The organism is Marivirga sp. (genome assembly GCF_051117495.1).
GTDB lineage: Bacteria > Bacteroidota > Bacteroidia > Cytophagales > Cyclobacteriaceae > Marivirga.
On sequence record NZ_JBNPEF010000003.1, the window covers coordinates 48,584 to 71,285 of the forward strand.

A 22,702-nucleotide genomic window follows, 5' to 3' on the forward strand; every position below is an offset into this window, starting at 1 on the left:
ACTAAAATTAAAAAAAGCCGGCATTAACCGGCTTTCATAACTTTTTATTTTTTCGGAATATCACAGTTTCCACTTGCACAGCTACCACCTCCGCAACCTTGATTAAGCAAAGCTAAAAAGGTGAAAAGTGCTCCTATACTTCCTGCGAATATTTCTGACTCTGTGATGCCTACAAAAACTAAATATAGCCCTATAGCCAACCTAAGCCAGCGCATGAAAGTCCAGGGAGTATGTAAAATAGTTTTAATCATGCTATTTTTCTGTTGAGTGAAGTCCATGCTCCACCATTATACACTTTTTCATAGCCCTTCGATTTTAAAATACTCTTGGCTGTGCCGCTTCTCATTCCTGAAGCACAGCAAGTTATAATAGGCTTATCTTTATTTTTCAATTTAGATAAATTAGAGGAGATACTATCAACAGGAATATTCATAGCATTTTTAATATGCCCTCCTTGAAATTCTCCTTTTGTTCTTACATCTAAAATGATAGCCCCCTCATCTGCTAATGCTTTCAAGTCAACTGCTGGACCTAAGCCGAATAATTTTCTTAAGAAACTCATAAGGCCATTGCATAATTTTCTGCTGCAAACCAAGAACCTCCATTATGGCAATCAATTCCTTTAGATTCCAAAATTTGTTGCGCCATCCCACTTCTGTTACCTGAAGCACAACACAATATGATTTCGCCATCAATTTTGCCAATTTCATCAGCTCTAGCTTCTACTTCATTTAAAGGGATGTTTAGTGCACCTTCTGCATGTCCCATTACGAATTCTCCTTCTGACCTTACGTCAATTATTGTTTTATTTGAATTTTTCATTTGTATCTTCTTTTTTGAATTACAATGCTAAGTAACGGACTTTCAGTGGATAGGATAGTAACAGAAGTTACATACTCAGTGAAACAAGCTATTCTATGTTCAAAATCTTTTTTGCTCGTTCATTTAAGTCATTAATATCATTTTTCTCTGTAATATTTTGCTCACCTACAGCTAAAACCATTTTTGCATGTTTAATAATAGCTTGTTTATGCTCTTCCTTCTGAGTAAATTCAAATATCGTGATTAATGCTTCTAATAATCTGATAATTACAGCTGTACTGCCAGCAGAAAATTGTCTAATTTGATTGAAGGCTGCATCTAATACACCCTCAAAATCTACAGTATCCGCAATCAACCTTAGATTACCCTCTTGGTCAAAGCGATATTTAGACGGAAACTTTGCTTGCACTAAATATGACATGGTAGAGGTCAGGTTATCGATACAAGTAATAGCGGTATAGGGGTCATTTACTCCAGGAGACAAAGCGCGTGAAGCTATTTCCACCATCTGATGAACGGAATATTCAAGGTTTTGCTGGGGTGTTTTAGTTTTTCCGAATACAAACTGATTGATAATTTTTTCAATTTCATCTTCTTGGATGTTTTCATTCGAATATAGAACACCAAGCGTTTGTCCTTTGACAATATAACTACCTGGTCTGTGATTCAATTCGAACAATGCATCATAAACAGAAACTTCTTCGATTAAACTTTCATTATCGATATAATTTAAATATCCTCCCCTGTTAGCTTTTATATAAAATTCTCTTCTAAAGGCCGAAATAGCATTCAATATGTCAAAACTTTCATCATCTTCAACTTCATCTAGCCTTTCAGGAAAAAAAGATTCCACTTGCTTAGAAATAAACTCGGATATATCTGAAATGATTTTATCAGCCTGAATACTCATAGCTATGTTATGAATAAAAACAATCAATAAAATTATATTAACTATAGTTGCGAAAATTGCTAATAGAATAGATACAGAGGGAATGAAAGCTTCTCCATTATGATCCTTTATTGAATTTAAAACAAGAAGGGCGTACAGATAGGTTGAAATGTAAGAACCTAAGACTATTTGATTTAGCCGGACGTACATAAAATTTTTAATGAGCCTTGGTCCAAATTGTGAAGAAGCGAGCGTAAGCGCCACCAAAGTAATGGAGAAAACCGTACCTGCAACACCTATCATGGCACCAGATATAGTAGTTAATATGCTACGAGCTGAATCAGCACTATTCACTAAGAAAAAGCTTACCCAACTTTCGTTTGGTATGGCAATTAAATTATCCAATGATACCAACCCTACAGACAGCAAGATAGCCAAACATATTATCAGGACTGGAAGAAACCAGAAAGTAGCCATTAACTCTTTCCAAAAATATAGTAAACGCTTCATGTCAGAATGTTAAAGTAATACCAAAATTGACATCATTATAAAGTTTATCAATTGGCACCAAGGGAGATGGATCGTAAATATTTTGATATAATAATCTGAATCCCAAATTATCAGTAACGTTATAGGTGAATTCGATACTGCTAGCTAAGCGATAATTGGTTAAGGGCAATGAAATTAAAGGCTGATAATAAGCACTAACATCTAAATCAAATAATTCTCCGAATTTTTGCTTATAACTTATATAAGTATTGAACCTAATATTCTCTGCTATAATAGGGCTGAGGTCTGAAGGTAATAATTCATCTTTGACACCAGAATAATTCCACCTTTCATATTCATAAAAACTGCCTAGAGAGAAAAATAAGCCTGAATCTTTTGTAATTATAGGACGCCACCTAAAATTAAGCCCACTTGCATATTTTCTATCTAAACCTCTTATTTCTCGCCAATGTACTTGAAAGTAAGGCTCTAAGGCAATGCGCTTACTTTGCAGGTTTACATACTCTATGTATGCAAAACCACCACTCATAAGGCGCTCATCTCCAAATACGCTATATTCAATCTTATTCGCTATTGTGAAAGCATGTTCTTTTATACGTACTGAAATATCTGAAATATTCTCTATCTCTATAAAATTTTGTTTTACATTTCTATATCTAAAACTGGGAGTAAAATTTCCCTTTAACGCTTTTGAAGTATCGATGACCACATTAAAATTCTCTGAATGTAAGACTTGTGCAGAGCTGGAATAATAGAAAAAAGAAATAATTGCAGTAAAGGCAATAAATACCGTATTAGTTTTCATTAATCAATAAAATCATAGTTCGCTATAATGCAAACTATGATTTTATTTTAAAAGATTAAGAAAATAAAGATGAAATTTTAGACCATCCTTCCTTGAAAGAATCGGACGCAGAAGAGAAAGCGTCTTTTGCTTCTTCCCACTTATCTTCTGATGCTTCTTTTAGATCATTGTATTTGGTCTCTAATTCTGACTTTTTAGCCTCTAATTCTTTAAGTGCCTCATCGTATTTTGATTTTGAATCTTCCGTTACAGACTCCTTTTTAGCCTTTACTTCATTAATCTTTGCAGAAACTTCATCAATAGATTGTTCTGCCTTTGCTTTAAATTCTTCTTTGTTCATAATTTTGATGTTTAAAAGTTAATAATATCCTTACTCTATAAGCTTTTCAGGTACCGCTTAATATTTCAAAAGAAACTATTTTTTTTCTTTTTTCGGCTTAATAAGTTTTGCTCGCGAAATCTCAACCCCATCTGGCACACAATTACCCTCTTTATTTTCAGCTGTTATAAAAACCTCAACTGGTTTATATGGAAACGAAGCCTTGTAGGTTGCCTTCTCAGCATTCTCTTGTTTAAAATGCCCCACATTTCTTACTATTCCTGATTCGGACACCGCCCATATAACATAAAGCTTTTTTGGGTTCTTTAATCTTCCTGGTGCAGCCAGATTATTAGCATCTATGGTAACCAAATAGTTGGGCTCGCCTTGCTTTTTAATGGTAGCCGTAATATCTGCCGCAGGAGTTACATCTGAAACGGGGAATTCTATCGTATCAGCACAGGCTGTAAAAATGAAAAGAATCCAAATAATTGCTAGGTTTTTGATCAAGTTCATAATGTTGTTATTTAAATTTTCAATTTACTTCTAGCATTTGCTAGGTTTATATTTCTGCATTTAATAATACTTTATTCTTTTGATTTGACATTAATATCTAAAGGTGTTGAAGCATCATAGTTTTTCATCTCAACAATAGAAGCAGGTAAGCTAAAACCATTGGTCAATAATCTATGGACCACATCATTAATAACTTTTGAACGAATATTATGATGAACTGATCTCTTGGTCGATTTAAAAGTATCAATCCAGAACATTACTTTTATATTAATGGTATTAGTCCCTAATTCATTGATCATCACCGCTGGTTTCTTATCACCTTTTAAAACACCTTCCACATTATCCACTGTTTCTATAATTGATTTAATAGCTTCTGTTGGGTTATTTTCATAAGCAATACCTACTTCAAATTCATATCTAAGAAACCCATCAATGGTATAGTTGAATAAAGGGTTTTTGAGAATTATAGCGTTTGGCAAAAAAATATCTTTCCCATCAGGCGTTTTTATCAATTTTTCGCGAATATTTATATCTTTCACAAAACCCTCTATTCCATTTATGGCTATTAAATCATCTATTCGGAAAGGACTTTTAAAGGCCAGAATGATTCCAGCCAGAAAATTTTCACCAATATCTTTCAAAGCAAAGCCAATAACAAAGGTTAACAAGCCTGCACCTGCAAGAATTTTATTGGTAAACGAATCTAAGCCTAACAAATAAAGTGTTGTCAGGACAATGACAGATTTAATAATGAAACTTGAAATTTGAGAGATAAAGGTAGCCGTAATAGGATTAGGTGACTTTCTAATTAAGCGTGATTTAATTCTACGGCTAATAAAATTAGCTAGAATGAAACCTACTACTATGAATAATAGAATGAGTCCAAGATTTATATAATTTACTTGGAAATATTGAATTACATCATTGTAGAACTCGCTTACATTTTCCATATCCTAAGTTTCGCTTGGCACTAAATAAAATATTAACAAATACATTACCCCTCTAAAGATATACAATCCTCCAACTAATTCCTGTACTGATAAAAAAGTCTTTTACATTTTGATTATCGCCATAGCCAGCGGATATATCCAGTTGCACATCATTATTAAGCAAATATGCAAATCCACCATCAAACCGTGTTTGAAAAACAGATTGATTGACCTGTCCAAAATTTTCAATAAAGCCACTCCACTTATTATGGATGGGAAAAGCAAAATTCAAAACATATTTACCTGTAGGGTATTGATCATTTCCATTATAACTTAATATCCAGTTTGTGGAAAAACTCATGTTTTTTGGCAAGCCCCAATTGGCTACAAAAACCATAACTGGTGCTATATTTTCTGTTTTATAATCAACTGAAAGATTAGGTATTCGTAATCTCATTTGGAAACCTGTGGTAGGCCTCCAGCCTTTTTGATCCGTTATATGAACCCGAAAACCAAGGTGTATGTTACTTAAGCCCTGCAATGAAGATTCATCACTATCAAATTGGTAATAATTATTTTGGTAATCAATCAAGGCGCTAAATTCAAAGGTTTCTAAAAACCCATATCTGATCACATTATTGTTTAATAACGCATAATTTGAGGCATTTGAATCAAGGATGGTGGAATAATCCACTCCTTGCTGAAACTGCAACACTTTATTCCCCACTGTAAAGGCCCCAATGGCTTGTCCTGGTCTTCCTGTTCGTATGGTTTCATTATATTGAGAAAAACCTCTACTTGAGTAAATAAAAAGTATTAAGAGTAAAATATACTTCATGAAATTATTGTGTTTTTTGAATTTCTTAACCTACTAATCAGATGAAGAAAATAAATACAAGTAAAAAAAAATAATCAACAGGTATTAAAATAAAAACACTACTGCTTTAGATGAAACAGTAGTGAGAAATAAGACCATTTAAATCTTATAAAATCTAGATTACAGGGTAGTCCTTGATATTTCTATGCCTTGTGGTGTGCAAAGCCCTTCTTCATCTTCTGCTGTAATGAATACTTCTACGGGTTGATATGGAAATGAAGCTTTATAAGTAGCTTTCACTGCATTCTCTTGGTTGAAGTGCCCAACATTTCTAGTTACGCCAGACTCTGAAACAGCCCAAATCACATAAATCTTTTTTGGTGATTCTAACCGATCAGGAGAAGCCAAACTGCTTGCATTTATGGTTACTAAATGATTTTGTTGACCTTGCTTTTTGATTTTAGCAGTCATAGTAGCGGCAGGAACAACTGTGGAAACTGGAAATTGAGAAGTACTTGAACATGAACTTATCAGTCCAATTGATAAAATGATTGCTATATTTTTCAGTATTTTCATCTTTTTTAGATTTGTTTTATGATAAATTTTATTTCCTACGATATGGATCTTAATTTCATATCGCCTACAAATCTAAACTAAAATCCAATTAAAAAATCAATCATCTAAAATTAGACCTAATCAAGATAATAATATACCTTTTTAAGAATTGATAAATTTACTTGGAGGCTGCCCAAACCTTTCTTTAAACCTCATACTAAACATTGAAATACTTTTGTAACCACATTTAGAAGCAATTTCTTTTACACTTAATTCCCCTTCTTCTAGTAATGCCTTTGCAGTGGTTAACCTTTCAGCTCTAATAATTTCAGTAAAAGTTTTGCCGTATAATTTCTTTAAGCCAGTCTTTAACTTAGTTTCGTTTGTTCCCACTGCTTTTGAAACCAAAGCTAAAGTGAGGTTTATATGCTGATTTTCGTGTATATAATCCTTTGCTTTTTTGATTATTTCTATATCTTTTTTCTTAACACCTTTTTGTTAAATCCAAGATTCACTTCTTCCTTATAGATTTCTGTTTGCATCCATAACAATTCCAAGGCTTTTGATTCCAGATAAAATCTTTTGACTATACCATTCTTTTTAGTGTTGAAAATTTCCATTATAGTATTCAATATACTTAGCGTATAATTACTATGATAAATGAAATGGTTATCCATAACTTTATTCATAAACACATCCCCTATTTCTTTAGGTAAATTCACTAAATCTTTTTTAGATTCAATTCCAAACCTTTTGGTAGCAACTTGTAAGAAAAGAATATTTACATTTTTTTGAATGGGAAAACTAAATATCTGATTTGACTCCCCTTTAGCGGCAACAATACAAGAGTAGCCATCATTCAATCTATACCTTACGCTAGTGGATACGGAATGAATTAAATCACCTTTAAGTACAAAAAAATACCTAATAAAGTTATTATCATCCTCTAAAAATTCAAGTTGAAAAAAATTAGAGATATCACCTTTTAAAACATTAAAATTAAATCCATTATTGAAATCATAGGTTTTGATACTAAGATCTCCAAAACTTGTAGGAAAATCACTTTGATATTCGTAACCTTCTTTTATTAACTTAGTTTTGACAGACTTCTTTAGTGCGTTGTGAAATTCTTCTGTAGTGTTACTTTTAATTTTAATGAGCATACTATATTGTTAATACATCCAACAATTGAAAATTAATGACCACAAATAACATATAAAAAGCAATAATCTAACATAAAGTATGAATTATTTCCAAGCCGTTTATTTCTACATCTGCAAAGTCTAAAATTAACTCTCAGATATTTTCATCTCGATTGTTTGATGGATTTTAACTTTGATAAGTAATGATAGGAAAAGCAGGAAATCCATTAAGGAATAATTCTGCTCGTTGACAGTTTTTTATCTCCAATCTCATTTAATGAAAGTTAATTTTACTGTATATTTGCAAAATACAAAAAGCACTTTTCGATGATTCAAAGAATTCAAACCATATTTTTATTAATTGTAGGATTAGCTATGTTGGTATTTTTATTTGCCCCAATTTGGCAAAAGGTAGATTCCAGCTCTGGAGCTTCTTACACATTAACCGCTTTTTACCTTGAAATGGTCAGTGCTCCTGAAGATGGAGTGAAAAATGAGTTCGTGCCTTATGTAGTACCAGGAATTTTAGGTCTTTTGGCAGTCTGCATTGCTTTTATTGCCATTGGAATGTACAAAAAACGCATGCGACAAATCATGCTTTCTACATTAAATTCTATATTAATTGGTACTGCTTTAGGGCTTTCTGCCTATTGGGCAACCCAAGCAGAAGGCGAATTTCTTCCAGGAATCCAAGGGAATTACAGCTATGGTCTATTCTTACCAGCTATAGCTTTGGTGTTTAATTCTCTTGCTGTCAGATTTATCAGAAAAGATGAAAGATTGGTACGGTCTATGGACAGGTTGCGATAATTTTTGATTACCCTAAGCTAATTCCACAAAAATACTATGGTGCTAAAATATGATTTATTTACAGTGAAAAAATCGTAAGATAGTAAACTGTAGGTTTTTGCAAATCAAAAGTTAATACTTACTGCTTATGGGGGTTCAACTTATTTCATACCTTTGGTTTTAATTTCTTTTAGATTTATGAAGAAAATCAACAATCCAATATTATTAAGCGCTTTCCTAATGCTCATATCTGCCTTTTGGATGCAGTTGATGTCTCAAAATATCCAATCATACGATAGCACTTATACCATAAATAATAAAAACTATTTAGCCCAATACGAATATTATATTAGTCAAGGAGATACTATTTATAATGGTAAATTCGAGCTTTCTCAACAGTTTGATAGCCAAGAAGATATATATGAATATTTGGCCGTAGAAGGAAGCTTCATTGAAAACCGTGCAGATGAAACCTGGAAATTAACAGAGGGTTCCTTTGAAACAACTGGCGATGGTTTTTATAAAGATTACACCTATGCTTATAATGTGAATGGTCAGGAATTTATGGCTACAGGAAAGTTTATAGCAGGTAAAAAAACAGGCGTTTGGAAAATTTATGAATGGGCAATTAGAGATTCGGAAATTACTGACACCACCTTATTCGCCAATATCAATTTTGAAAAAAATAAAGCAAAAGGAAATTTCAATCTGCGGATTGAAAACGATATGCTGGAAGGAAATCTTGGGAGTGGTGAATTAACAAAAGGCACATGGGCTTTTTACAGATTAAATAGTGGAGGCAAAAAATTATTAAAAGAATGGGTATTTGAAGACAATACTTTAAAAGCTATGCGTCTTCACCGAGAAGATTCAGTTCAGGAAATTAAAATTAAGGCTCCTGAAACAGATAACCTATCTGAAGAAATCATTCCCTTGGATGAGGAATTCTTGGAACTCATTGAACTCAAAGCGAGAATTTTTAATAATGAATTGCTAGAAAAATATAAGGAGGAAGATAAAATCAGCAATCTTTATTTCACTTTAATAGAGCAGTTGGATTTAGTGGATGAAACTTTTTCTCCTATCACTAAAACGGATATAAAGCCTTCTATTGTTAGTAAACTAAAATCCTTGGCCTTAACAAAAAACGAAGAAGATTTGCTTTCGGAAATCAAGGAAAATCTTGAACTGAACAAAAAGAAAACCGAAGCTATTTTAAATAATCCACAGATCAATATTTCTAGTGTTTCAACAAATAAAGTGGCTGAGTTCAAGAAGGCCTTGGAAAACATCAATCGGTATTTTTTAATGCCAACATCTGAAATTATTTCCCTATACGAAGATAATCAACTTAAATTCTTTAACAGAGATAAACTAATCGCTTTTAAAATAGATCTTAAAGATGAATCTTCTTTGAATAATGTATTCAAAAAAGATACAATTTCTAACAATTACGAGATTGTTTCTGACCTCAGCTTTTTGTCAGATAATACCAAAAACAACCTATCAAAATTATCAAGTTTGATAAAAGCCCTTAAAGATGAAATAGATCAATTGGAATCCAATATTAAAGAACATTTAAATGAAGTTCAAAAAGAAGAAAAACTGGTAGAATTGGAGGAAGCTTTATTGGCTAAATATGAAAGAACGAAATATTTGGCTGATTCACTCATAACGGGTGAGCATGATAATTTTGCAGGAATAGATGTGGCTGATGCTATTATTGATTTTGCTGATAGAGAATTAGCAATCTATTCGAACTTACCCACACCAGAAGAAAAAATCCAAGCTATTGAACCTTTAATTAATTGCTTTAACCGAGCGGAAGAATTGATCTACACCATCCAAAAAGCACCGGAAAGTATTTATAAAATTAATGAGGCTTATACAAAAGAAGTTTTTAATCCTTATACTTTCACCAATATGGAGGAAAAATCAAAGCCACGCATTTACAAGGCATTTAATAAAATGTTATTGCCAGGTATTTTCCAAAATATGGAGAAGTTAAATTGCAATAATATGAGCGCTTTTCAAGCTAACTTCAAAATTTTATATGATGAAATGATAGAGGTGTTGAATGAGGAAAATACCAACAGAATGGAGAGAAAGGTGAAGCGGGCAAAAACTGCCGAAAAAGCAGCGGAAATATTAAATATGGAATTAAGCTTTTAATGGCATGAGAAAATTATTTTTAATCATATTTCTAAGTTCATGCTTTCATCTCAATGCTCAGGAATTAGAACCTGAATTTGAACCTATGGCCACTAATCTGTGGCTTAGTTCCTATAACAAATTTAGGATAGGGGATAAATTGTACTGGGCAGGTGAGATGCATTATAGGAGAATCGGGAGTTCATCCACTCCCTATGTGGATAGAATGGCTCAAATCTACAATCGCCACGGCCTCAACTATGTGGTATCTCCCAATTTCAACTTTACAGTTGGAGGTGTATTTCGATTGAATTTCACTCCGCAACCTGGCAACCCAGAATACGATCCGCTTTATATTGAACCAAGAATATGGCATCAATATTTGTTTGTTTTGCCTTTCCCAAGGTTTATGCTTTACAACAGAATTAGAATTGAGCACAGATGGAAAAGAGGTAGCAGAACCACGCAGGACGAATTCAAATTCGGGAATCGCTGGCGCTATAATTTTTATATGAAAATTCCAATTAACAATGACCAGTTGAAACCCGGTACTTTTTATGTTTCTCCGAGTATGGAACTCATCATGCAAAGCGGTAAAAATGTAGTGGGGAGTTTCGTGGAAGATTTAAGACTTTACGGAAATGTAGGGTACATTGCTAGCCCAAGGGTTTCTAGTTCTTTAGGAGTTATGTACACCACAGGTCAAGATTTAAATGACCCTACTTTATACAGAAGAAGGCTTATCCTAAGGTTAAGTACTTATATTTCATTAGATTTTAGAAAAGAAGAACAAAAAATACCTACCATAAAACTTTCAGATTAATCGATTATGGAAAAAGTAAAAAAAATATCATTCATCATATTTCCCATTATCATTATAGGTTTATTGATAGCCATCTTCTTCATAGGCAAAAGAAAAAACCATTTCAAAAAGCAAGCTCAAGAGAAAACGGAACAGCTTGAGAACCTGAAAAAACAAAATGAATTATACAGCCAAAAATCAAAAGCCGATGAACTTTTTATTGCAGGCGATTATGATAAAGCAATGGAAATCTATCTTCAAATTGAAGATTCAATAGAAGACAATAGCTTTATGAAGAGCCGGAAAGCTACCATTGCCCGATTTAATTCTTTGCGTTCCGAATTGGACAGCACCCAAAACATGAGCAATTCTCAATTGGCTAATATGGAGCGTGAAATGGATAATAAAATATCTGAGGTAGAGGAAGAGTATAAAGATAAAATTGAGGAATTGGAAAAAGAGTATAGCGCTAAAATAGCTTCCTTAAATAGAGCTATTGATCAAAAAAATAGACAAATTCAAAATAAAGCTGAGCTAGGTCGCTTAACTTTTTATAATGCCAATGGTACTAAAATCGCCTACTTCGGGGAGGTAAAATTTGGAAAAGCCAATGGTGAAGGGGTTGGTCATTACAGTTCAAATAGCGTTTATGATGGTGATTGGAAAAACAATATGAAGCATGGGAAAGGTACCTATAAATGGGTTGACGGTCATAAATACATAGGCGAATACCAAAATGATAAAAGAGAAGGCAAAGGCACCTACTTCTGGAATACGGGTGAAAAATATGAAGGAGAATGGAAAAATGATAAAAGAAATGGCCAAGGTACGCTCTATGACAAAGACGGTAATGTTAAATTAGAAGGCCAATGGAAAAATGATGAATTGGTACAGTAAAGCTTAATTAGGGACTTCTTGAAAAATACCACAAATCCCTCCAGCCTAATAAAATTTTAATCTGAGAGAGTGGGTAGGAGGACAAAAATGCGAGCCAGACGAGGATGTGGGTTGAAGCTTATTTTTGTCTTGATTTTTTCTTTCTTTTTGATCAAGCAAAAAGAAAAAATAGAAACTACAAAATATAATTTGGTGTTGAGTTTTATAAATAGCATCTAAACCCTCAAAATATGTAAAAACCCCTTGATTTAAGGGTTTCTACGTGATCGTATTTTATAAAAAGACCTTCTAAAGCTGTTTGAAAGCTGTTTTTAAGGCATATTTTATTTCTCAAGAGAACCCTAATTAATAATTATTAATTATTCCTCCCTTTTAATCATATTTAATACTTTTTCCATCTTAACCTTCCCATATAATTGAAATACCATAGAATAAGGAAGCTCTTCATTTTCTGCAAAGATATTATCGTATGATTGTAAAGGCACAAAGCTGTAATTAAACCTCCCTCCTATTGTGAAATCATCATTTATGTCATATTCCAACCCAAAAAGTGTAGCATAATCCATAGCGCTTACCTCTCCAAGTAAACTTAAATTTTGCTCCTGCCCGTCTTCGGAAAATTTATAATTCCCACCCAGAAATACAGAAGGTTGGATTCCCAAATTGATAGTGAATTTTTCATCTATCAGAATACCGAACATCAAAGCAAAATCAAAATAATATAAATTGATGTTTTTTTGATTTTGATTATCCCAATTCCAGGAGCCTTTTTGAGTAAATAAGGCTTCCATTTGCACGAAAAGCTTTTCCGTAGCGCCAAAATTTTTATAAACTCCAAGTTGCAAACCAGGTTTTAAACTAGAATTGCCCTGCCCGTTTATTGTAGAAACTGTCATACCACCTTTTAGACCATAATCTTGCGCTACTATTACGTTTGCACTTAGAAAAAGCCAAAAGAAAAGTAGTACTACAAAAGTTAAAACCTCTTTTATTCTCATAGGGAAATCCAAATAAATTTTAGATGATCGAGCTTAAGATCAATTTAAAGTGCAAATGTATAAATTATTGCTGAGCAAAAACCTTTTTCAAAATATCATTTACCCTAGCTGAAGGATTTTCTCTAATATCCTTTTCCTTTAAGGCTATTTTTTGAAACATGCCATCCAAGGCCCGTTCCGTAACAAATGAGGCTAAATCTTGCTCGTTTATAGGGCTCAACTTAAGCGCATTGATGATATCATTCCTTTCCACTTCATTATAGGTTTTCACAAATGAACTGTACAATTGCTCACTGCTTTTATTATAAACAATTGGGTCATCCAAAACCTTTTTGATCTCCGGTTTAAAAGCATTTACCAATTGAATGAAGGTTTTGCTTCTCAAATATTGAGTGGCTTCATCATCAGCACCTTTTAAAATATTGAATCCATCTTGAACAGTCATGGAAGTAATGGCATTTACAAAAATTGGTTTGGCTTTTACCACCGCTTTTTCTGCTGACCTATTTAAGCTTACAATCATATCTTCTTCAATATCCTTTATCAACTCATCGTAAACTTTTCTGCCCGCTGAAGATGATTTCAACTGTGCAATAGCTGTTTGTAATTCAGATGGTAACAATATTTTTATGGCCTGATCTCCCAAGTAACCATTTGATTTTGCCAACTGGTCCACTCCTGCTTTAGTTCCTACTTCCAAGGCTGACTTTAAACCTTGAATCACTTCCTTTTCAGTCAATTTATTGGTTTGGGTTGGATCTAAATCATAATCCTTAGCTACCTGTTTTAATGTTTCACAGGAATTAAAGATTGAAATACAAAAAATGGCAAAGAAAATTAAGCGAAACTTCTTCATAGTATGATATTTTTTCAGTTGATGCAATTTAAAGATTTTTTTTCTGCCAAGCTGACAGCAAAAGCATAATTAAATTTAAATGGAATAAGAATTGATACAGGGGAAGTGATTAAATCAAAACAGTAAATAAAATGCAAGAGAAAGGTAGTATTTCGATCCATTCGGAAAATATTTTCCCAATAATCAAGAAATTTTTATACTCTGACCATGAAGTATTCCTTCGTGAGTTGGTTTCCAATGCAGTGGATGCCACCCAAAAAATCAAAAGTCTTGGTACGCTAGGCGAATATGATGGCGATTTGGGCGATTTAAGCATCGAAATTAAAATCAATAAAAAGAAAAAGACTTTGCATGTCATCGATAAAGGGATCGGTATGACTGGCGAAGAAATCAAAAAATACATTAACCAAATCGCCTTTTCCGGTGCCACTGAATTTGTGGAAAAGTATAAGGAAAAGGGAGAAGGATCGGGTATCATCGGTCACTTCGGATTGGGTTTCTATTCTGCCTTTATGGTGGCGGATAAAGTGGAAATCAAATCTTTATCAAGAGAAAAAGATGCTACTCCTGCTCACTGGATTTGTGATGGAAGTACCGAATTTGAATTAACTGACGGTGACAAAAAGGAAAGAGGTTCTGAAATCATCTTGCACATCAATAAAGATTCAGAGGAATTTTTAGAAGAGCACAGAGTCAATGAAATTTTAACCAAATATTGCAAATTCTTGCCGGTGCCAATCATTTTTGGTGAAGAGGAAGAAACCATTAAAGAAGGTGAGGGAGATGATGCTAAAGAGAAGAAGATAACAAAGCCTAAAGTTATCAATAACACGACTCCTCTGTGGACAAAAGCACCTGCTGATTTAACAGACGAAGAATACAAAGATTTTTATAAAGAGCTTTATCCATTTAGTGAAGACCCATTATTCTGGATTCATTTGAATGTGGATTATCCGTTCAACTTGACAGGAATTTTATACTTCCCTAAAATCAAGAATGACTTTGATATTCAGAAAAATAAAATCCAACTCTATTCTCGTCAGGTATTCATTACGGATGAAGTTAAAGATGTTGTTCCTGAATTCTTGATGTTGATGCACGGGGTTATCGATTCTCCGGATATTCCATTAAATGTATCGAGAAGTTACTTACAATCAGATAGTAATGTAAAGAAAATCAACAACCACATTACCAAGAAAGTGGCTGATAAGCTGGCTGAGCTTTATAAAAATGACAGAAAATCATTCGAAGAAAAGTGGGAAAGCATTGGCTTATTTGTGAAGTATGGTATGATGAGTGATGATAAGTTCTATGACAAAGCGAAAAAATTCTGCTTATTAAAAAGCATAGAGCAAGACAAATATTTCACGCTAGATGAGTATAAAGAAAGCATTGCTGGAAATCAGACAGATAAAGATGGAAATGTAACGATTCTTTATGCCACTAATCCAGATAAGCAAGATGCTTATATCACATCAGCACAGAAAAAAGGCTATGATGTGGTTATTTTGGACAGCCCAATTGATAGCCATTTCATCAATCAGCTTGAGCAGAAATTAGAGAAAACCAATATGAAGCGAGTGGATGCTGACATCGTGGACAAATTGATTGATAAAGACGAGAAAGCAGAAAGCGTATTGTCTGATGATGAAAAAGAAAAGCTGAAAAAGGTTTTTGAAGAGGCGATCAATAATTCATCTATGACGGTGGCTGTAGAAGCTTTATCTCCGGATGAATTGCCTGTTTCTTTAACTATGCCTGAGTTTATGCGCAGAATGAAGGATATGCAACAAACGGGTGGCGGAATGCCTTTCATGGGTGGAATGCCAGATCAGTATAATTTAACCATCAATGCTAATCATAAAATGGCTTCCAAAATATTGAAAGCTGAAAGTGAAGAAGCGCAAAAGAATATTGCCAAGCAGAATTATGATTTAGCATTACTATCTCAAAACATGCTGAACGGTAAAGATTTAACCAACTTTATCAGCAGAAGTGTGGAGATGATGGAGAAGTGATTAGTTAGTAATTAATATTTGGTTAATTAGTAATTATTAAGCTTACTTTGTCAGCTTCAAAATAGAGGGATGAAGCTTGTCAGGTTTACTTAAATTATATATCACAGATTCCGGTCGGTGTGCCACCGACCGGGGTAGAGTGTCTCTACAAATGTATCTAAAAGAAAGGAGTTTTATACCTCAATTGCCTTACTGCTTGTGAAGACACAAGCAGTGGCAAAAATCATAATTATTAATTCCCGAATTATTAATAATTAATTAAAAATATAGAGACAGCCCGGAATTTTCAATAACTTCGGGCTGTTTTCGTTTAGCACAATATGAAGAAATACTTACTCATATCGGTTTTATTCATCAGTTTGCCTTTAGTCTTACTGGCTCAGGAAGAAGAAATCCCCAATGATACTGTACCGACTCCATCCGATACTATCAAAAAAACCTTTCAGTTTTTGGATGGTGCACCCGTAACCATTGATTTGGATACGGAGGAAGAGGAAGAAGAGGATGAAAAAGAAAAAAAGAAGGAAAAGAAAAAACGTAATTTCTATTACGGCAAAAAAGTACGAAAAAATTATACGATTTCGGGATATGGAAACAATGTAACCCGCGAGCTTTTCAATTACCTTAAAAAAGAATATGTGGAGCCAGATCCTTATGTTCGGGATTTTTACTGGTATGACTTTCAACGAAAGGAAATAAGAAGCACTAAAAATGCTGATCCAAAATTTGCCGGCATTCTACACGGGCCTTATGAAAAAATGAAAGATGAACAGGTCATCGAAAAAGGTATGTTCTGGAATGGTCTCAAGCATGGCAGATGGATGCGATATGATAATAACGGTATCCTAATGGACAAACTGACCTATTTTAAAGGCTGGCCAATCGATTCTAAAATTACTTATTATGATGAAGAAAAAAGGGAGCATGTAAAAGAAGTAATCCCTATTGAGCATGGTGAAAAGGAAGGTACTTATCTCTATTTTCACAAAAACGGACAAGTAGCCGTACAAGGAGAATATAGATTTGATCAAAAAGTGGGACTTTGGGCTGAGTATTATGATCAAAGGAGAAGAAGGAAGAAAACTATTCAATATGGTCGAGATCCTTTTGATAAAGACTTTGAGCCTTATATTAACCAAGAATGGGATGCAAAAGGCAAATTAGTATATGATAGAGAGCAGTGGAACCGTAAATTTGCATCCAAATGATCAAGAATTTATTGTTAGTTGGATTGGGCGGTGGATTAGGAAGTATTGCCAGATATGCCACTTCTCAATTTACCCATAAATACCTGTCCCATTTTCTACCCTATGGTACTTTAATAGCTAATATTTTAGGCTCTTTACTTATTGGTATTTTATTAGGCTATTTGATTGAGAATCCATCCCAAAATTTCAAATTATTGCTTGTAACTGGTTTTTGTGGTGGCTATACCACCTTTTCAACTTTTACTTATGAAAATTTTAGCTATCTCCAAAACGGTCAGATCGGGATGTTTCTGCTTTATGCTTTAGGCAGTATTGCAGTGGGTTTATTGGCTGTTTTTGTGGGCTTTAGTTTAGTGAAAATATTTTAATAGAAGTCTTCATAATAGGATGAAAAAAACTTTTCCAAAGTATAATACTTTGGAAAAATTAAGAAAGTCCTAATTAGAACTAGCCCCCTTTTCTTCTCCTTCCTTCTCAGGCAGGAGTTTATTCAACCGTTCCAATTCCGCTTTTATCTCTTCATTTTCAGGATTAAGGGAAATCGCCTTTTCATATGCTTTTACTGCTTCTGAATAATTCTCCATTTCAGTCAGCAGTTCAGCATAGGCTTTGTGAGTCCACCAATTTCCAGGATAGTAATAGGTGTTGAATTGAAAAACCAACAATGCCTCTTTTTTCCGATCTGAAGTAGAAAGCACTCTTCCCAACGTATTTAGCTCAGCATATCGACCTACTTTGTAATAAGCAGTTCTGTAGATATTATTAATATCCTTATAGATTTCCTCCATACTCATGCTATCAAAAAGCTGTAGCATATAATTGGCTCCGGCATAATTGGGCGCTGATGGGTATCCCAAGGCAATTTGGGCAACATCTGTAAACAGATCAGTACTGGGTGATTCTACAATTCTCGCATATTCTTTACCGTCTTCCTTAAAGATAAAAGTAGGAACACGATGGATATTCAATCCCTCCTCTTCCCTATTGGGACCTTGTTTGTATTGTTCACCAGAGCCATAAAGTGCAGTAAATTTAAGTTGATCCCTGCTCAAACCCAGTTCATCCCACAACTTTAAAAATCGAGGTACCCATTCTTGACTATCTCCACACCAAGTACCCAAGTAAATATCCACTTGGTCATTTTTTAGGTTTTGGATCCAATCATAATTCGCTTCTTCAACTGAGAAATTGTCATAATTTTCATTGTACCAACTAGAATAGGTAGTGTCTTCTTTTAAATAATCAATTGGGAATTCTCCCCATATATGTTTATCACCTTCTTCTGTATTGTAAAATTGAATTTCTTGAGCTTGAGAGGTACTAAAAGTGAATATGGAGGTAATGATAAGGCTTAATAGTTTCTTCATAATTTTTTTAAGGGATATAATAAAAATGATTTAAAAATACCAAAGTAACTATAAATAACTGATAAAGTAATTGATTATTGTGAAAAAGTATTTTTATGATGATTTTTGGTGGCTATGATTTGCTTTCTACATTTCACTATTTTATCGCTCTGCAGTCCGAGTTTACTTAATCGATCCACAGCAATTTCAGCACTTTTTTCTTCATTATCTTTACTTTTAATATCATAAATGATGTCATGATAGAAAATAGAGAATAAAATGGTATCAAGGTCTTTGATTTTGTCCTTGTATTTGAATGCATTATCAATCATGGATTCCAAATGAGTTATATTGTGATAATGCCGATAGCTATTGGAGTAAGCATTTTCAATCTCCTGCCACAGTTCTTCCCCCAACTCGATATTGTCAGTATATTTTGATGTCAGAGAATTCCAAGTGGATTTAAAGTTATCAAGATTTTTCAATGAAATATAATGGTTTTGTGAAATGAAACGTTTTGAAAGGGAGTTGGGATCTATAATTCGTTGCATTATAGTAAACCCTGTTAAAATTCCCCCATATGTTTCATGACCGCATGAGAGTGAGGGTTAGTATTTATATCTAAAAACATAATTTCCATAACAAATATCATATCCTGGGTCAATTCCGAAATAGTAAGTTCTTTTTTCAACCAATTTGTAACCCACATAATCATTTTCTTCAATAATATTATCTCCGTCTTTGACTTGAATTAATCTATTTTGTGAATCATAGCTGTATATTTTTAAATACAATAATCCTCACGATTTATTCTCCTTCTTTTCTTCAATTAATAAATCTCCTGAATATTTATAATAAGTAAAATGGTGTTGTTCTCCATTTTTGGTATAATCAATTTTAGTTACAACCTTGCCGTTTTTGTACTCATATGTGTTAAATCCACCCCAATATTCCCACTCTTTTACTAATTGGTTATTTTCATATTCTCTTGGAGCTTCACTTTCACTTTGATTTGTTATTTGCCCGTCAATATCATAGTAGGTGGATTTATATAAGATATTGATCAATAGGTTGTCCTCATTGTAAAGAAAAGTCTTCTCTGTTTTTCTCAAGTCAGATATATAAATTTCTGATACCATCTGATTATCTGAATTATAGTCAAAAGTCGTTTTGCTATGTTTTTCTCCATTTAGAAATAAGGTTTCTTTTATGAGATTATCATTTTCATACTCGTACTCCACTAGTCTTAACGTATCATCTATTGAGGCTTGACAGGAGACTATCATAAGACTTGGATTATCTATTTCGGCAGGAATCAATAAATCATCATCTTTAGAACAAGATGAAAAAATCAAGAAAAGTGATGCTATCATTAAAAAATTTCTCATTTCAATCTTATGATTATTTACAGATTTGGGGTTTACTTTACGCCACTGTATAAATTCGTGGCTGATTAAAAGTATAAAAATTTTGCATTAACTACCGAGGCAATCCGCAAGTAAATAAAGAAACAATATACTACTAACAGCCATGATTTGTACAGGATGTTATACTTCTTATTTACTTAGTTCAGTTTTGGAAGTAGAGCTCCAGTACATCATTAATACTATTCTCATAGCTTTGCTTCACGCCTATATATGTTGTTTTAGAAAAATCTGTTTTGTATTCATGCGGTAAACTTAGTGTATCACGGCCTCCCATAGTTTCCCCAAAGTAATATGAAGCAACAAATGAAATGTCAGATTCATCAGTTGGAATATTTTCAACTTCAATTTCTATTACATGAAAATTTTTCTCAAAGAAATCATAGTCGATGTGTAAAATTTTGCCATCGTTTACAATTATTAGCCAGTCAGTTTCGTCAATAACTTTATTAGATATTTTTTCAACCTCATCCTTTAATTTATTTAATTTTTGTCGAGATATTCTAATATCTTTAGTGATAATTCTTTCACCATTTACTTTATAGTGAGTAAGATAAATTTGTCTTAAACTGTCGTAATTTTTTTGTTTTTTCCAATTGCTCAGCATTAAATTCATCATAGTTTCATATTCATCAATATAATCAGACGTAGCTAGACAATATACATAATCTGAATGGGGAATTAATTCATACCTTTTGGTTTTTTCACTATAAAAATGCGCCCCTATTTTATCACCTCTTATGCTGTAATGCACTTCATTAGGTACATCAGTATTTTTGGTAATGGTAAGATTTAAACAACTATCTAAGTCAATTTTCTGAATGCGAACGGAATCGTCATTTGTTGTATAGAATCGAGTAAGCTGTTTTTTGGATAATAATACAAAACGGTCATCAAAGGTCTCAAAAGTGGGAAATAATTGTTTGTATCGATAATTTATCATTATGATACTATCATCATCTTGAAGGAGATTCGTGCTTTTGATTCTATTCAATATAATTTCAGGAATTTCTTCCTTGTCCTCAGTGAAATTTTCAATATCCATAGTACAAGAGATAACTAGTATTTGAATTAATATTATTACTGGAAACTTTCTCATATTAAGATATTAGTTTTGTTAAGGTTTGCATTTAAAGCAATGAAGTATAACACCACTGTATAAATTCTTGGCTGATTAAAAGTATAAAAATTTCAGTTAACTACCGAGGAAATCCGCAGGATTGGCTTATTAAATTAAGTCTCACCAATAAGGCAATCCTGCGGATTGCCGGGCTATCTACAAAGAGTAAAAGCCAAAATAACCTACTAACAGCCATGATTTATGACAGAATGTTTATACCTTACTCTCCGAAAAATTTGTACTCTATTTGTAGTTCTCCGTCAATACTGTCAGTTCTTGGCTCAAATGTTAAGAAGCACAGTGTTGAGTACCAATCAGATCTATATCTATAATCCACAATTCCAGGAGACAATTTTTCAGTTCTATAGATAGCTGAGTCGTTCGTTCCAAAAGAAAAAGTTAGGCTGTCGGAAATGTAGCCGTGCAATTCAATTAGAAGCCCATGTATTTGTTTTTGGTCATTTCGAGCTTGGATTTCGATGTTTTGGGTTCTAGAGAGTTCTTCAAGTAGTTCTGTTCTAGATGAAGTTGGTTCCATACCGATTATAAAAAAGAAGTACAGATATCCTAAGATAGCAAGTAATCCAAGTACAACTAGTAGAGAGATAAGGATTGGAATAGGTCTTTTCATGGGAATATGGCATCCAACGCAAAGCTAAAATGCGTTTGCTACACTTCGCTGGTGAAATACTAAAGTAGCGAAGCCAAACCATAACCACAATTATTGTAAGAAAAAAGAAGAAAACCTTCCTGAATGCTTGACCTAAATCTAAATGAAATAATCAGTTTGGCTTTGTGGAGAATTCTCTACACACTTTGCTAGAAGCAGTAAGCAAATGCATTTTTAGCAAATGTTAGAGTGATTTTTATTTCCACCATTGCCTGTTTTCTGTTTTTCTAGCACCCTCTATATCCATTTTATCTGGAGTTCCTCCGTTAGCTATCAGGAAGATAATCCATCCATTTGAAGCGTATTTATCAGCTGGACGAAATTCGCTTGTTCCTACATCCAAGTCCCCAGATAAAGGTATTCTGCTGTCACCCCAATTTGCTATTAAATGTTTATCACTGCCATATTCAGTCCAGGTACCAGCAAATTGATTATTATTGTACATTGCAGAGACACTCCATAAGTCGTTATAAGCCAATTGCCCAATTTCATCTTTATACCAATTGGTAGTGAATCGACCAGTAAAAATTCCAGCATGTGATGATGCCTGATTCTCAAAGAATTTATATTCCCCAGCAAGAATTCCCTTATTGCCAGAGGGATAGTCTTCAGAAATGAAGTAATACGATTCCTTAATCCTTATTGTGCCTTGAAACTCACAAATATTATCATTTACCATGCTTTTTCCATAAACTAAGTATTCAAAAGGTTCAAATGGGTTTTTAATAATTGATAGGAATTTTATATGTAGTCGGAGATAATTCTTACCGATAAAGCCCAAACGTCTTTCGGTTGGATTGTTCAGCCAGAAACTACTGAGATTCATGGTTTTTAGCTCTTCTAAATTCGGTTCTGTAGTTTTATATTCGCTATCAAGATAGATTATATCATCATAATCTGATAATCCTTGGCTATAACAAGTAAAAGATACGATCGAAAAGAATATTAAAATTAATATGAGTCTCATTTGATTGTTGGTTCTGGATCCATTATTCACTCTAAAACTGAATACAGTCACCCCCCGGTAACTATATATCTATTATATCCTTGGTAATCTACTGAATTAATAGTTAATAAAAAACCTTTTAAATTGACTTAAGACCAAGACCAAAGGCTGTA

At 33.3% G+C, this 22,702-nt stretch carries 28 protein-coding genes; 7 read left to right on the forward strand and 21 right to left on the reverse strand.

The window, feature by feature from the left end; translation table 11 throughout:
- Window positions 1–44: 44 nt before the first annotated feature.
- The 12 genes from ACFE0M_RS00985 to ACFE0M_RS01040 all read right to left on the reverse strand — a co-directional run bounded on the left by ACFE0M_RS00985 (window position 45) and on the right by ACFE0M_RS01040 (window position 7,325).
- Complete coding sequence (locus ACFE0M_RS00985) at window positions 45–251, reverse strand: hypothetical protein (RefSeq protein ID WP_434543870.1); 207 nt, start codon at window positions 249–251, stop codon at window positions 45–47.
- A complete protein-coding gene (locus ACFE0M_RS00990) occupies window positions 248–562 on the reverse strand; it encodes a rhodanese-like domain-containing protein (RefSeq protein WP_434543871.1) in 315 nt (104 codons plus the stop codon). The genes ACFE0M_RS00985 and ACFE0M_RS00990 overlap by 4 nt, the downstream gene beginning before the upstream one ends.
- A complete protein-coding gene (locus ACFE0M_RS00995) occupies window positions 559–822 on the reverse strand; it encodes a rhodanese-like domain-containing protein (RefSeq protein WP_434543872.1) in 264 nt (87 codons plus the stop codon). The genes ACFE0M_RS00990 and ACFE0M_RS00995 overlap by 4 nt, the downstream gene beginning before the upstream one ends.
- Window positions 823–910: 88 nt before the next feature.
- Window positions 911–2,221, reverse strand: a complete 1,311-nt coding sequence (locus tag ACFE0M_RS01000) for a DUF2254 domain-containing protein (protein WP_434543873.1) — start codon at window positions 2,219–2,221, stop codon at window positions 911–913.
- 1 nt (window position 2,222) lies between these two features.
- Window positions 2,223–3,026 carry a DUF481 domain-containing protein gene (locus tag ACFE0M_RS01005; RefSeq protein ID WP_434543874.1) on the reverse strand — a complete coding sequence of 268 codons (804 nt, stop codon included), beginning with the start codon at window positions 3,024–3,026 and terminating at the stop codon, window positions 2,223–2,225.
- 55 nt (window positions 3,027–3,081) lie between these two features.
- Window positions 3,082–3,366: a hypothetical protein gene (locus ACFE0M_RS01010; protein ID WP_434543875.1), complete on the reverse strand. Its 285-nt coding sequence runs from the start codon at window positions 3,364–3,366 to the stop codon at window positions 3,082–3,084.
- Between the two features lie 75 nt (window positions 3,367–3,441).
- Window positions 3,442–3,861, reverse strand: a complete 420-nt coding sequence (locus ACFE0M_RS01015) for a hypothetical protein (RefSeq protein WP_434543876.1) — start codon at window positions 3,859–3,861, stop codon at window positions 3,442–3,444.
- Between the two features lie 71 nt (window positions 3,862–3,932).
- On the reverse strand, window positions 3,933–4,811 hold the full coding sequence (locus ACFE0M_RS01020; protein WP_434543877.1) for a mechanosensitive ion channel family protein: 879 nt from the start codon (window positions 4,809–4,811) through the stop codon (window positions 3,933–3,935).
- A 52-nt stretch (window positions 4,812–4,863) separates the two neighbouring features.
- Complete coding sequence (locus ACFE0M_RS01025) at window positions 4,864–5,628, reverse strand: transporter (RefSeq protein WP_434543878.1); 765 nt, start codon at window positions 5,626–5,628, stop codon at window positions 4,864–4,866.
- A gap of 159 nt (window positions 5,629–5,787) precedes the next feature.
- Window positions 5,788–6,183, reverse strand: coding sequence for a hypothetical protein (locus tag ACFE0M_RS01030; protein WP_434543879.1), 396 nt, complete (start codon window positions 6,181–6,183; stop codon window positions 5,788–5,790).
- Window positions 6,184–6,324: 141 nt separating this feature from the next.
- Window positions 6,325–6,555, reverse strand: a complete 231-nt coding sequence (locus ACFE0M_RS01035; protein ID WP_434543880.1) for a helix-turn-helix transcriptional regulator — start codon at window positions 6,553–6,555, stop codon at window positions 6,325–6,327.
- 77 nt (window positions 6,556–6,632) lie between these two features.
- Window positions 6,633–7,325: a hypothetical protein gene (locus ACFE0M_RS01040; RefSeq protein WP_434543881.1), complete on the reverse strand. Its 693-nt coding sequence runs from the start codon at window positions 7,323–7,325 to the stop codon at window positions 6,633–6,635.
- A gap of 306 nt (window positions 7,326–7,631) precedes the next feature.
- Between ACFE0M_RS01040 and ACFE0M_RS01045 the strand changes: the two genes are divergently transcribed.
- The 4 genes from ACFE0M_RS01045 (at window position 7,632) to ACFE0M_RS01060 (ending at window position 11,943) form a co-directional block, all read left to right on the forward strand.
- Window positions 7,632–8,114: a DUF4293 domain-containing protein gene (locus tag ACFE0M_RS01045; protein ID WP_434543882.1), complete on the forward strand. Its 483-nt coding sequence runs from the start codon at window positions 7,632–7,634 to the stop codon at window positions 8,112–8,114.
- Window positions 8,115–8,291: 177 nt separating this feature from the next.
- A complete protein-coding gene (locus tag ACFE0M_RS01050) occupies window positions 8,292–10,265 on the forward strand; it encodes a hypothetical protein (RefSeq protein ID WP_434543883.1) in 1,974 nt (657 codons plus the stop codon).
- A 4-nt stretch (window positions 10,266–10,269) separates the two neighbouring features.
- A complete protein-coding gene (locus ACFE0M_RS01055; protein WP_434543884.1) occupies window positions 10,270–11,067 on the forward strand; it encodes a DUF2490 domain-containing protein in 798 nt (265 codons plus the stop codon).
- 6 nt (window positions 11,068–11,073) lie between these two features.
- On the forward strand, window positions 11,074–11,943 hold the full coding sequence (locus ACFE0M_RS01060) for a hypothetical protein (protein ID WP_434543885.1): 870 nt from the start codon (window positions 11,074–11,076) through the stop codon (window positions 11,941–11,943).
- 359 nt (window positions 11,944–12,302) lie between these two features.
- On the opposite strand, the gene ACFE0M_RS01065 is transcribed toward ACFE0M_RS01060, so the two are convergent.
- The gene (locus tag ACFE0M_RS01065; protein WP_434543886.1) at window positions 12,303–12,941 is read right to left on the reverse strand and encodes an outer membrane beta-barrel protein; all 639 of its coding nucleotides are present in this window, start codon (window positions 12,939–12,941) and stop codon (window positions 12,303–12,305) included.
- 64 nt (window positions 12,942–13,005) lie between these two features.
- The gene (locus ACFE0M_RS01070) at window positions 13,006–13,797 is read right to left on the reverse strand and encodes a DUF4197 domain-containing protein (RefSeq protein ID WP_434543887.1); all 792 of its coding nucleotides are present in this window, start codon (window positions 13,795–13,797) and stop codon (window positions 13,006–13,008) included.
- Between the two features lie 131 nt (window positions 13,798–13,928).
- Between ACFE0M_RS01070 and htpG the strand changes: the two genes are divergently transcribed.
- The 3 genes from htpG (at window position 13,929) to crcB (ending at window position 17,391) form a co-directional block, all read left to right on the forward strand.
- Complete coding sequence (htpG, locus tag ACFE0M_RS01075) at window positions 13,929–15,815, forward strand: molecular chaperone HtpG (RefSeq protein WP_434543888.1); 1,887 nt, start codon at window positions 13,929–13,931, stop codon at window positions 15,813–15,815.
- A gap of 320 nt (window positions 15,816–16,135) precedes the next feature.
- Complete coding sequence (locus tag ACFE0M_RS01080; RefSeq protein ID WP_434543889.1) at window positions 16,136–17,023, forward strand: toxin-antitoxin system YwqK family antitoxin; 888 nt, start codon at window positions 16,136–16,138, stop codon at window positions 17,021–17,023.
- Window positions 17,020–17,391, forward strand: a complete 372-nt coding sequence (gene crcB, locus ACFE0M_RS01085; protein ID WP_434543890.1) for a fluoride efflux transporter CrcB — start codon at window positions 17,020–17,022, stop codon at window positions 17,389–17,391. Before ACFE0M_RS01080 ends, crcB begins: the two co-directional genes overlap by 4 nt.
- Before the next feature lie 69 nt (window positions 17,392–17,460).
- Here crcB and ACFE0M_RS01090 read toward each other — a convergent pair whose 3' ends face one another.
- The 7 genes from ACFE0M_RS01090 to ACFE0M_RS01120 all read right to left on the reverse strand — a co-directional run bounded on the left by ACFE0M_RS01090 (window position 17,461) and on the right by ACFE0M_RS01120 (window position 22,550).
- Window positions 17,461–18,390, reverse strand: a complete 930-nt coding sequence (locus tag ACFE0M_RS01090; protein ID WP_434543891.1) for a tetratricopeptide repeat protein — start codon at window positions 18,388–18,390, stop codon at window positions 17,461–17,463.
- Between the two features lie 74 nt (window positions 18,391–18,464).
- A complete protein-coding gene (locus ACFE0M_RS01095) occupies window positions 18,465–18,920 on the reverse strand; it encodes an HD domain-containing protein (protein ID WP_434543892.1) in 456 nt (151 codons plus the stop codon).
- Between the two features lie 57 nt (window positions 18,921–18,977).
- Window positions 18,978–19,163: a hypothetical protein gene (locus tag ACFE0M_RS01100; RefSeq protein ID WP_434543893.1), complete on the reverse strand. Its 186-nt coding sequence runs from the start codon at window positions 19,161–19,163 to the stop codon at window positions 18,978–18,980.
- Between the two features lie 6 nt (window positions 19,164–19,169).
- Window positions 19,170–19,757: a hypothetical protein gene (locus ACFE0M_RS01105; RefSeq protein WP_434543894.1), complete on the reverse strand. Its 588-nt coding sequence runs from the start codon at window positions 19,755–19,757 to the stop codon at window positions 19,170–19,172.
- 181 nt (window positions 19,758–19,938) lie between these two features.
- Entirely contained in the window at window positions 19,939–20,838 is a 900-nt protein-coding gene (locus tag ACFE0M_RS01110) for a hypothetical protein (protein WP_434543895.1), read from the reverse strand.
- Window positions 20,839–21,133: 295 nt separating this feature from the next.
- Complete coding sequence (locus ACFE0M_RS01115; protein WP_434543896.1) at window positions 21,134–21,451, reverse strand: hypothetical protein; 318 nt, start codon at window positions 21,449–21,451, stop codon at window positions 21,134–21,136.
- A gap of 328 nt (window positions 21,452–21,779) precedes the next feature.
- Window positions 21,780–22,550, reverse strand: a complete 771-nt coding sequence (locus tag ACFE0M_RS01120) for a hypothetical protein (RefSeq protein WP_434543897.1) — start codon at window positions 22,548–22,550, stop codon at window positions 21,780–21,782.
- Window positions 22,551–22,702 lie beyond the last annotated feature (152 nt).

Bases quoted from the DNA above. Each gene is read 5' to 3' on its own strand.
- ACFE0M_RS00985 (WP_434543870.1), bottom strand. From the start codon at position 251: ATGATTAAAACTATTTTACATACTCCCTGGACTTTCATGCGCTGGCTT.
- ACFE0M_RS00990 (WP_434543871.1), bottom strand. From the start codon at position 562: ATGAGTTTCTTAAGAAAATTATTCGGCTTAGGTCCAGCAGTTGACTTG.
- ACFE0M_RS00995 (WP_434543872.1), bottom strand. From the start codon at position 822: ATGAAAAATTCAAATAAAACAATAATTGACGTAAGGTCAGAAGGAGAA.
- ACFE0M_RS01000 (WP_434543873.1), bottom strand. From the start codon at position 2,221: ATGAAGCGTTTACTATATTTTTGGAAAGAGTTAATGGCTACTTTCTGG.
- ACFE0M_RS01005 (WP_434543874.1), bottom strand. From the start codon at position 3,026: ATGAAAACTAATACGGTATTTATTGCCTTTACTGCAATTATTTCTTTT.
- ACFE0M_RS01010 (WP_434543875.1), bottom strand. From the start codon at position 3,366: ATGAACAAAGAAGAATTTAAAGCAAAGGCAGAACAATCTATTGATGAA.
- ACFE0M_RS01015 (WP_434543876.1), bottom strand. From the start codon at position 3,861: ATGAACTTGATCAAAAACCTAGCAATTATTTGGATTCTTTTCATTTTT.
- ACFE0M_RS01020 (WP_434543877.1), bottom strand. From the start codon at position 4,811: ATGGAAAATGTAAGCGAGTTCTACAATGATGTAATTCAATATTTCCAA.
- ACFE0M_RS01025 (WP_434543878.1), bottom strand. From the start codon at position 5,628: ATGAAGTATATTTTACTCTTAATACTTTTTATTTACTCAAGTAGAGGT.
- ACFE0M_RS01030 (WP_434543879.1), bottom strand. From the start codon at position 6,183: ATGAAAATACTGAAAAATATAGCAATCATTTTATCAATTGGACTGATA.
- ACFE0M_RS01040 (WP_434543881.1), bottom strand. From the start codon at position 7,325: ATGCTCATTAAAATTAAAAGTAACACTACAGAAGAATTTCACAACGCA.
- ACFE0M_RS01045 (WP_434543882.1), top strand. From the start codon at position 7,632: ATGATTCAAAGAATTCAAACCATATTTTTATTAATTGTAGGATTAGCT.
- ACFE0M_RS01050 (WP_434543883.1), top strand. From the start codon at position 8,292: ATGAAGAAAATCAACAATCCAATATTATTAAGCGCTTTCCTAATGCTC.
- ACFE0M_RS01055 (WP_434543884.1), top strand. From the start codon at position 10,270: ATGAGAAAATTATTTTTAATCATATTTCTAAGTTCATGCTTTCATCTC.
- ACFE0M_RS01060 (WP_434543885.1), top strand. From the start codon at position 11,074: ATGGAAAAAGTAAAAAAAATATCATTCATCATATTTCCCATTATCATT.
- ACFE0M_RS01065 (WP_434543886.1), bottom strand. From the start codon at position 12,941: ATGAGAATAAAAGAGGTTTTAACTTTTGTAGTACTACTTTTCTTTTGG.
- ACFE0M_RS01070 (WP_434543887.1), bottom strand. From the start codon at position 13,797: ATGAAGAAGTTTCGCTTAATTTTCTTTGCCATTTTTTGTATTTCAATC.
- htpG (WP_434543888.1), top strand. From the start codon at position 13,929: ATGCAAGAGAAAGGTAGTATTTCGATCCATTCGGAAAATATTTTCCCA.
- ACFE0M_RS01080 (WP_434543889.1), top strand. From the start codon at position 16,136: ATGAAGAAATACTTACTCATATCGGTTTTATTCATCAGTTTGCCTTTA.
- crcB (WP_434543890.1), top strand. From the start codon at position 17,020: ATGATCAAGAATTTATTGTTAGTTGGATTGGGCGGTGGATTAGGAAGT.
- ACFE0M_RS01090 (WP_434543891.1), bottom strand. From the start codon at position 18,390: ATGAAGAAACTATTAAGCCTTATCATTACCTCCATATTCACTTTTAGT.
- ACFE0M_RS01095 (WP_434543892.1), bottom strand. From the start codon at position 18,920: ATGCAACGAATTATAGATCCCAACTCCCTTTCAAAACGTTTCATTTCA.
- ACFE0M_RS01105 (WP_434543894.1), bottom strand. From the start codon at position 19,757: ATGAGAAATTTTTTAATGATAGCATCACTTTTCTTGATTTTTTCATCT.
- ACFE0M_RS01110 (WP_434543895.1), bottom strand. From the start codon at position 20,838: ATGGATATTGAAAATTTCACTGAGGACAAGGAAGAAATTCCTGAAATT.
- ACFE0M_RS01115 (WP_434543896.1), bottom strand. From the start codon at position 21,451: ATGGAACCAACTTCATCTAGAACAGAACTACTTGAAGAACTCTCTAGA.
- ACFE0M_RS01120 (WP_434543897.1), bottom strand. From the start codon at position 22,550: ATGAGACTCATATTAATTTTAATATTCTTTTCGATCGTATCTTTTACT.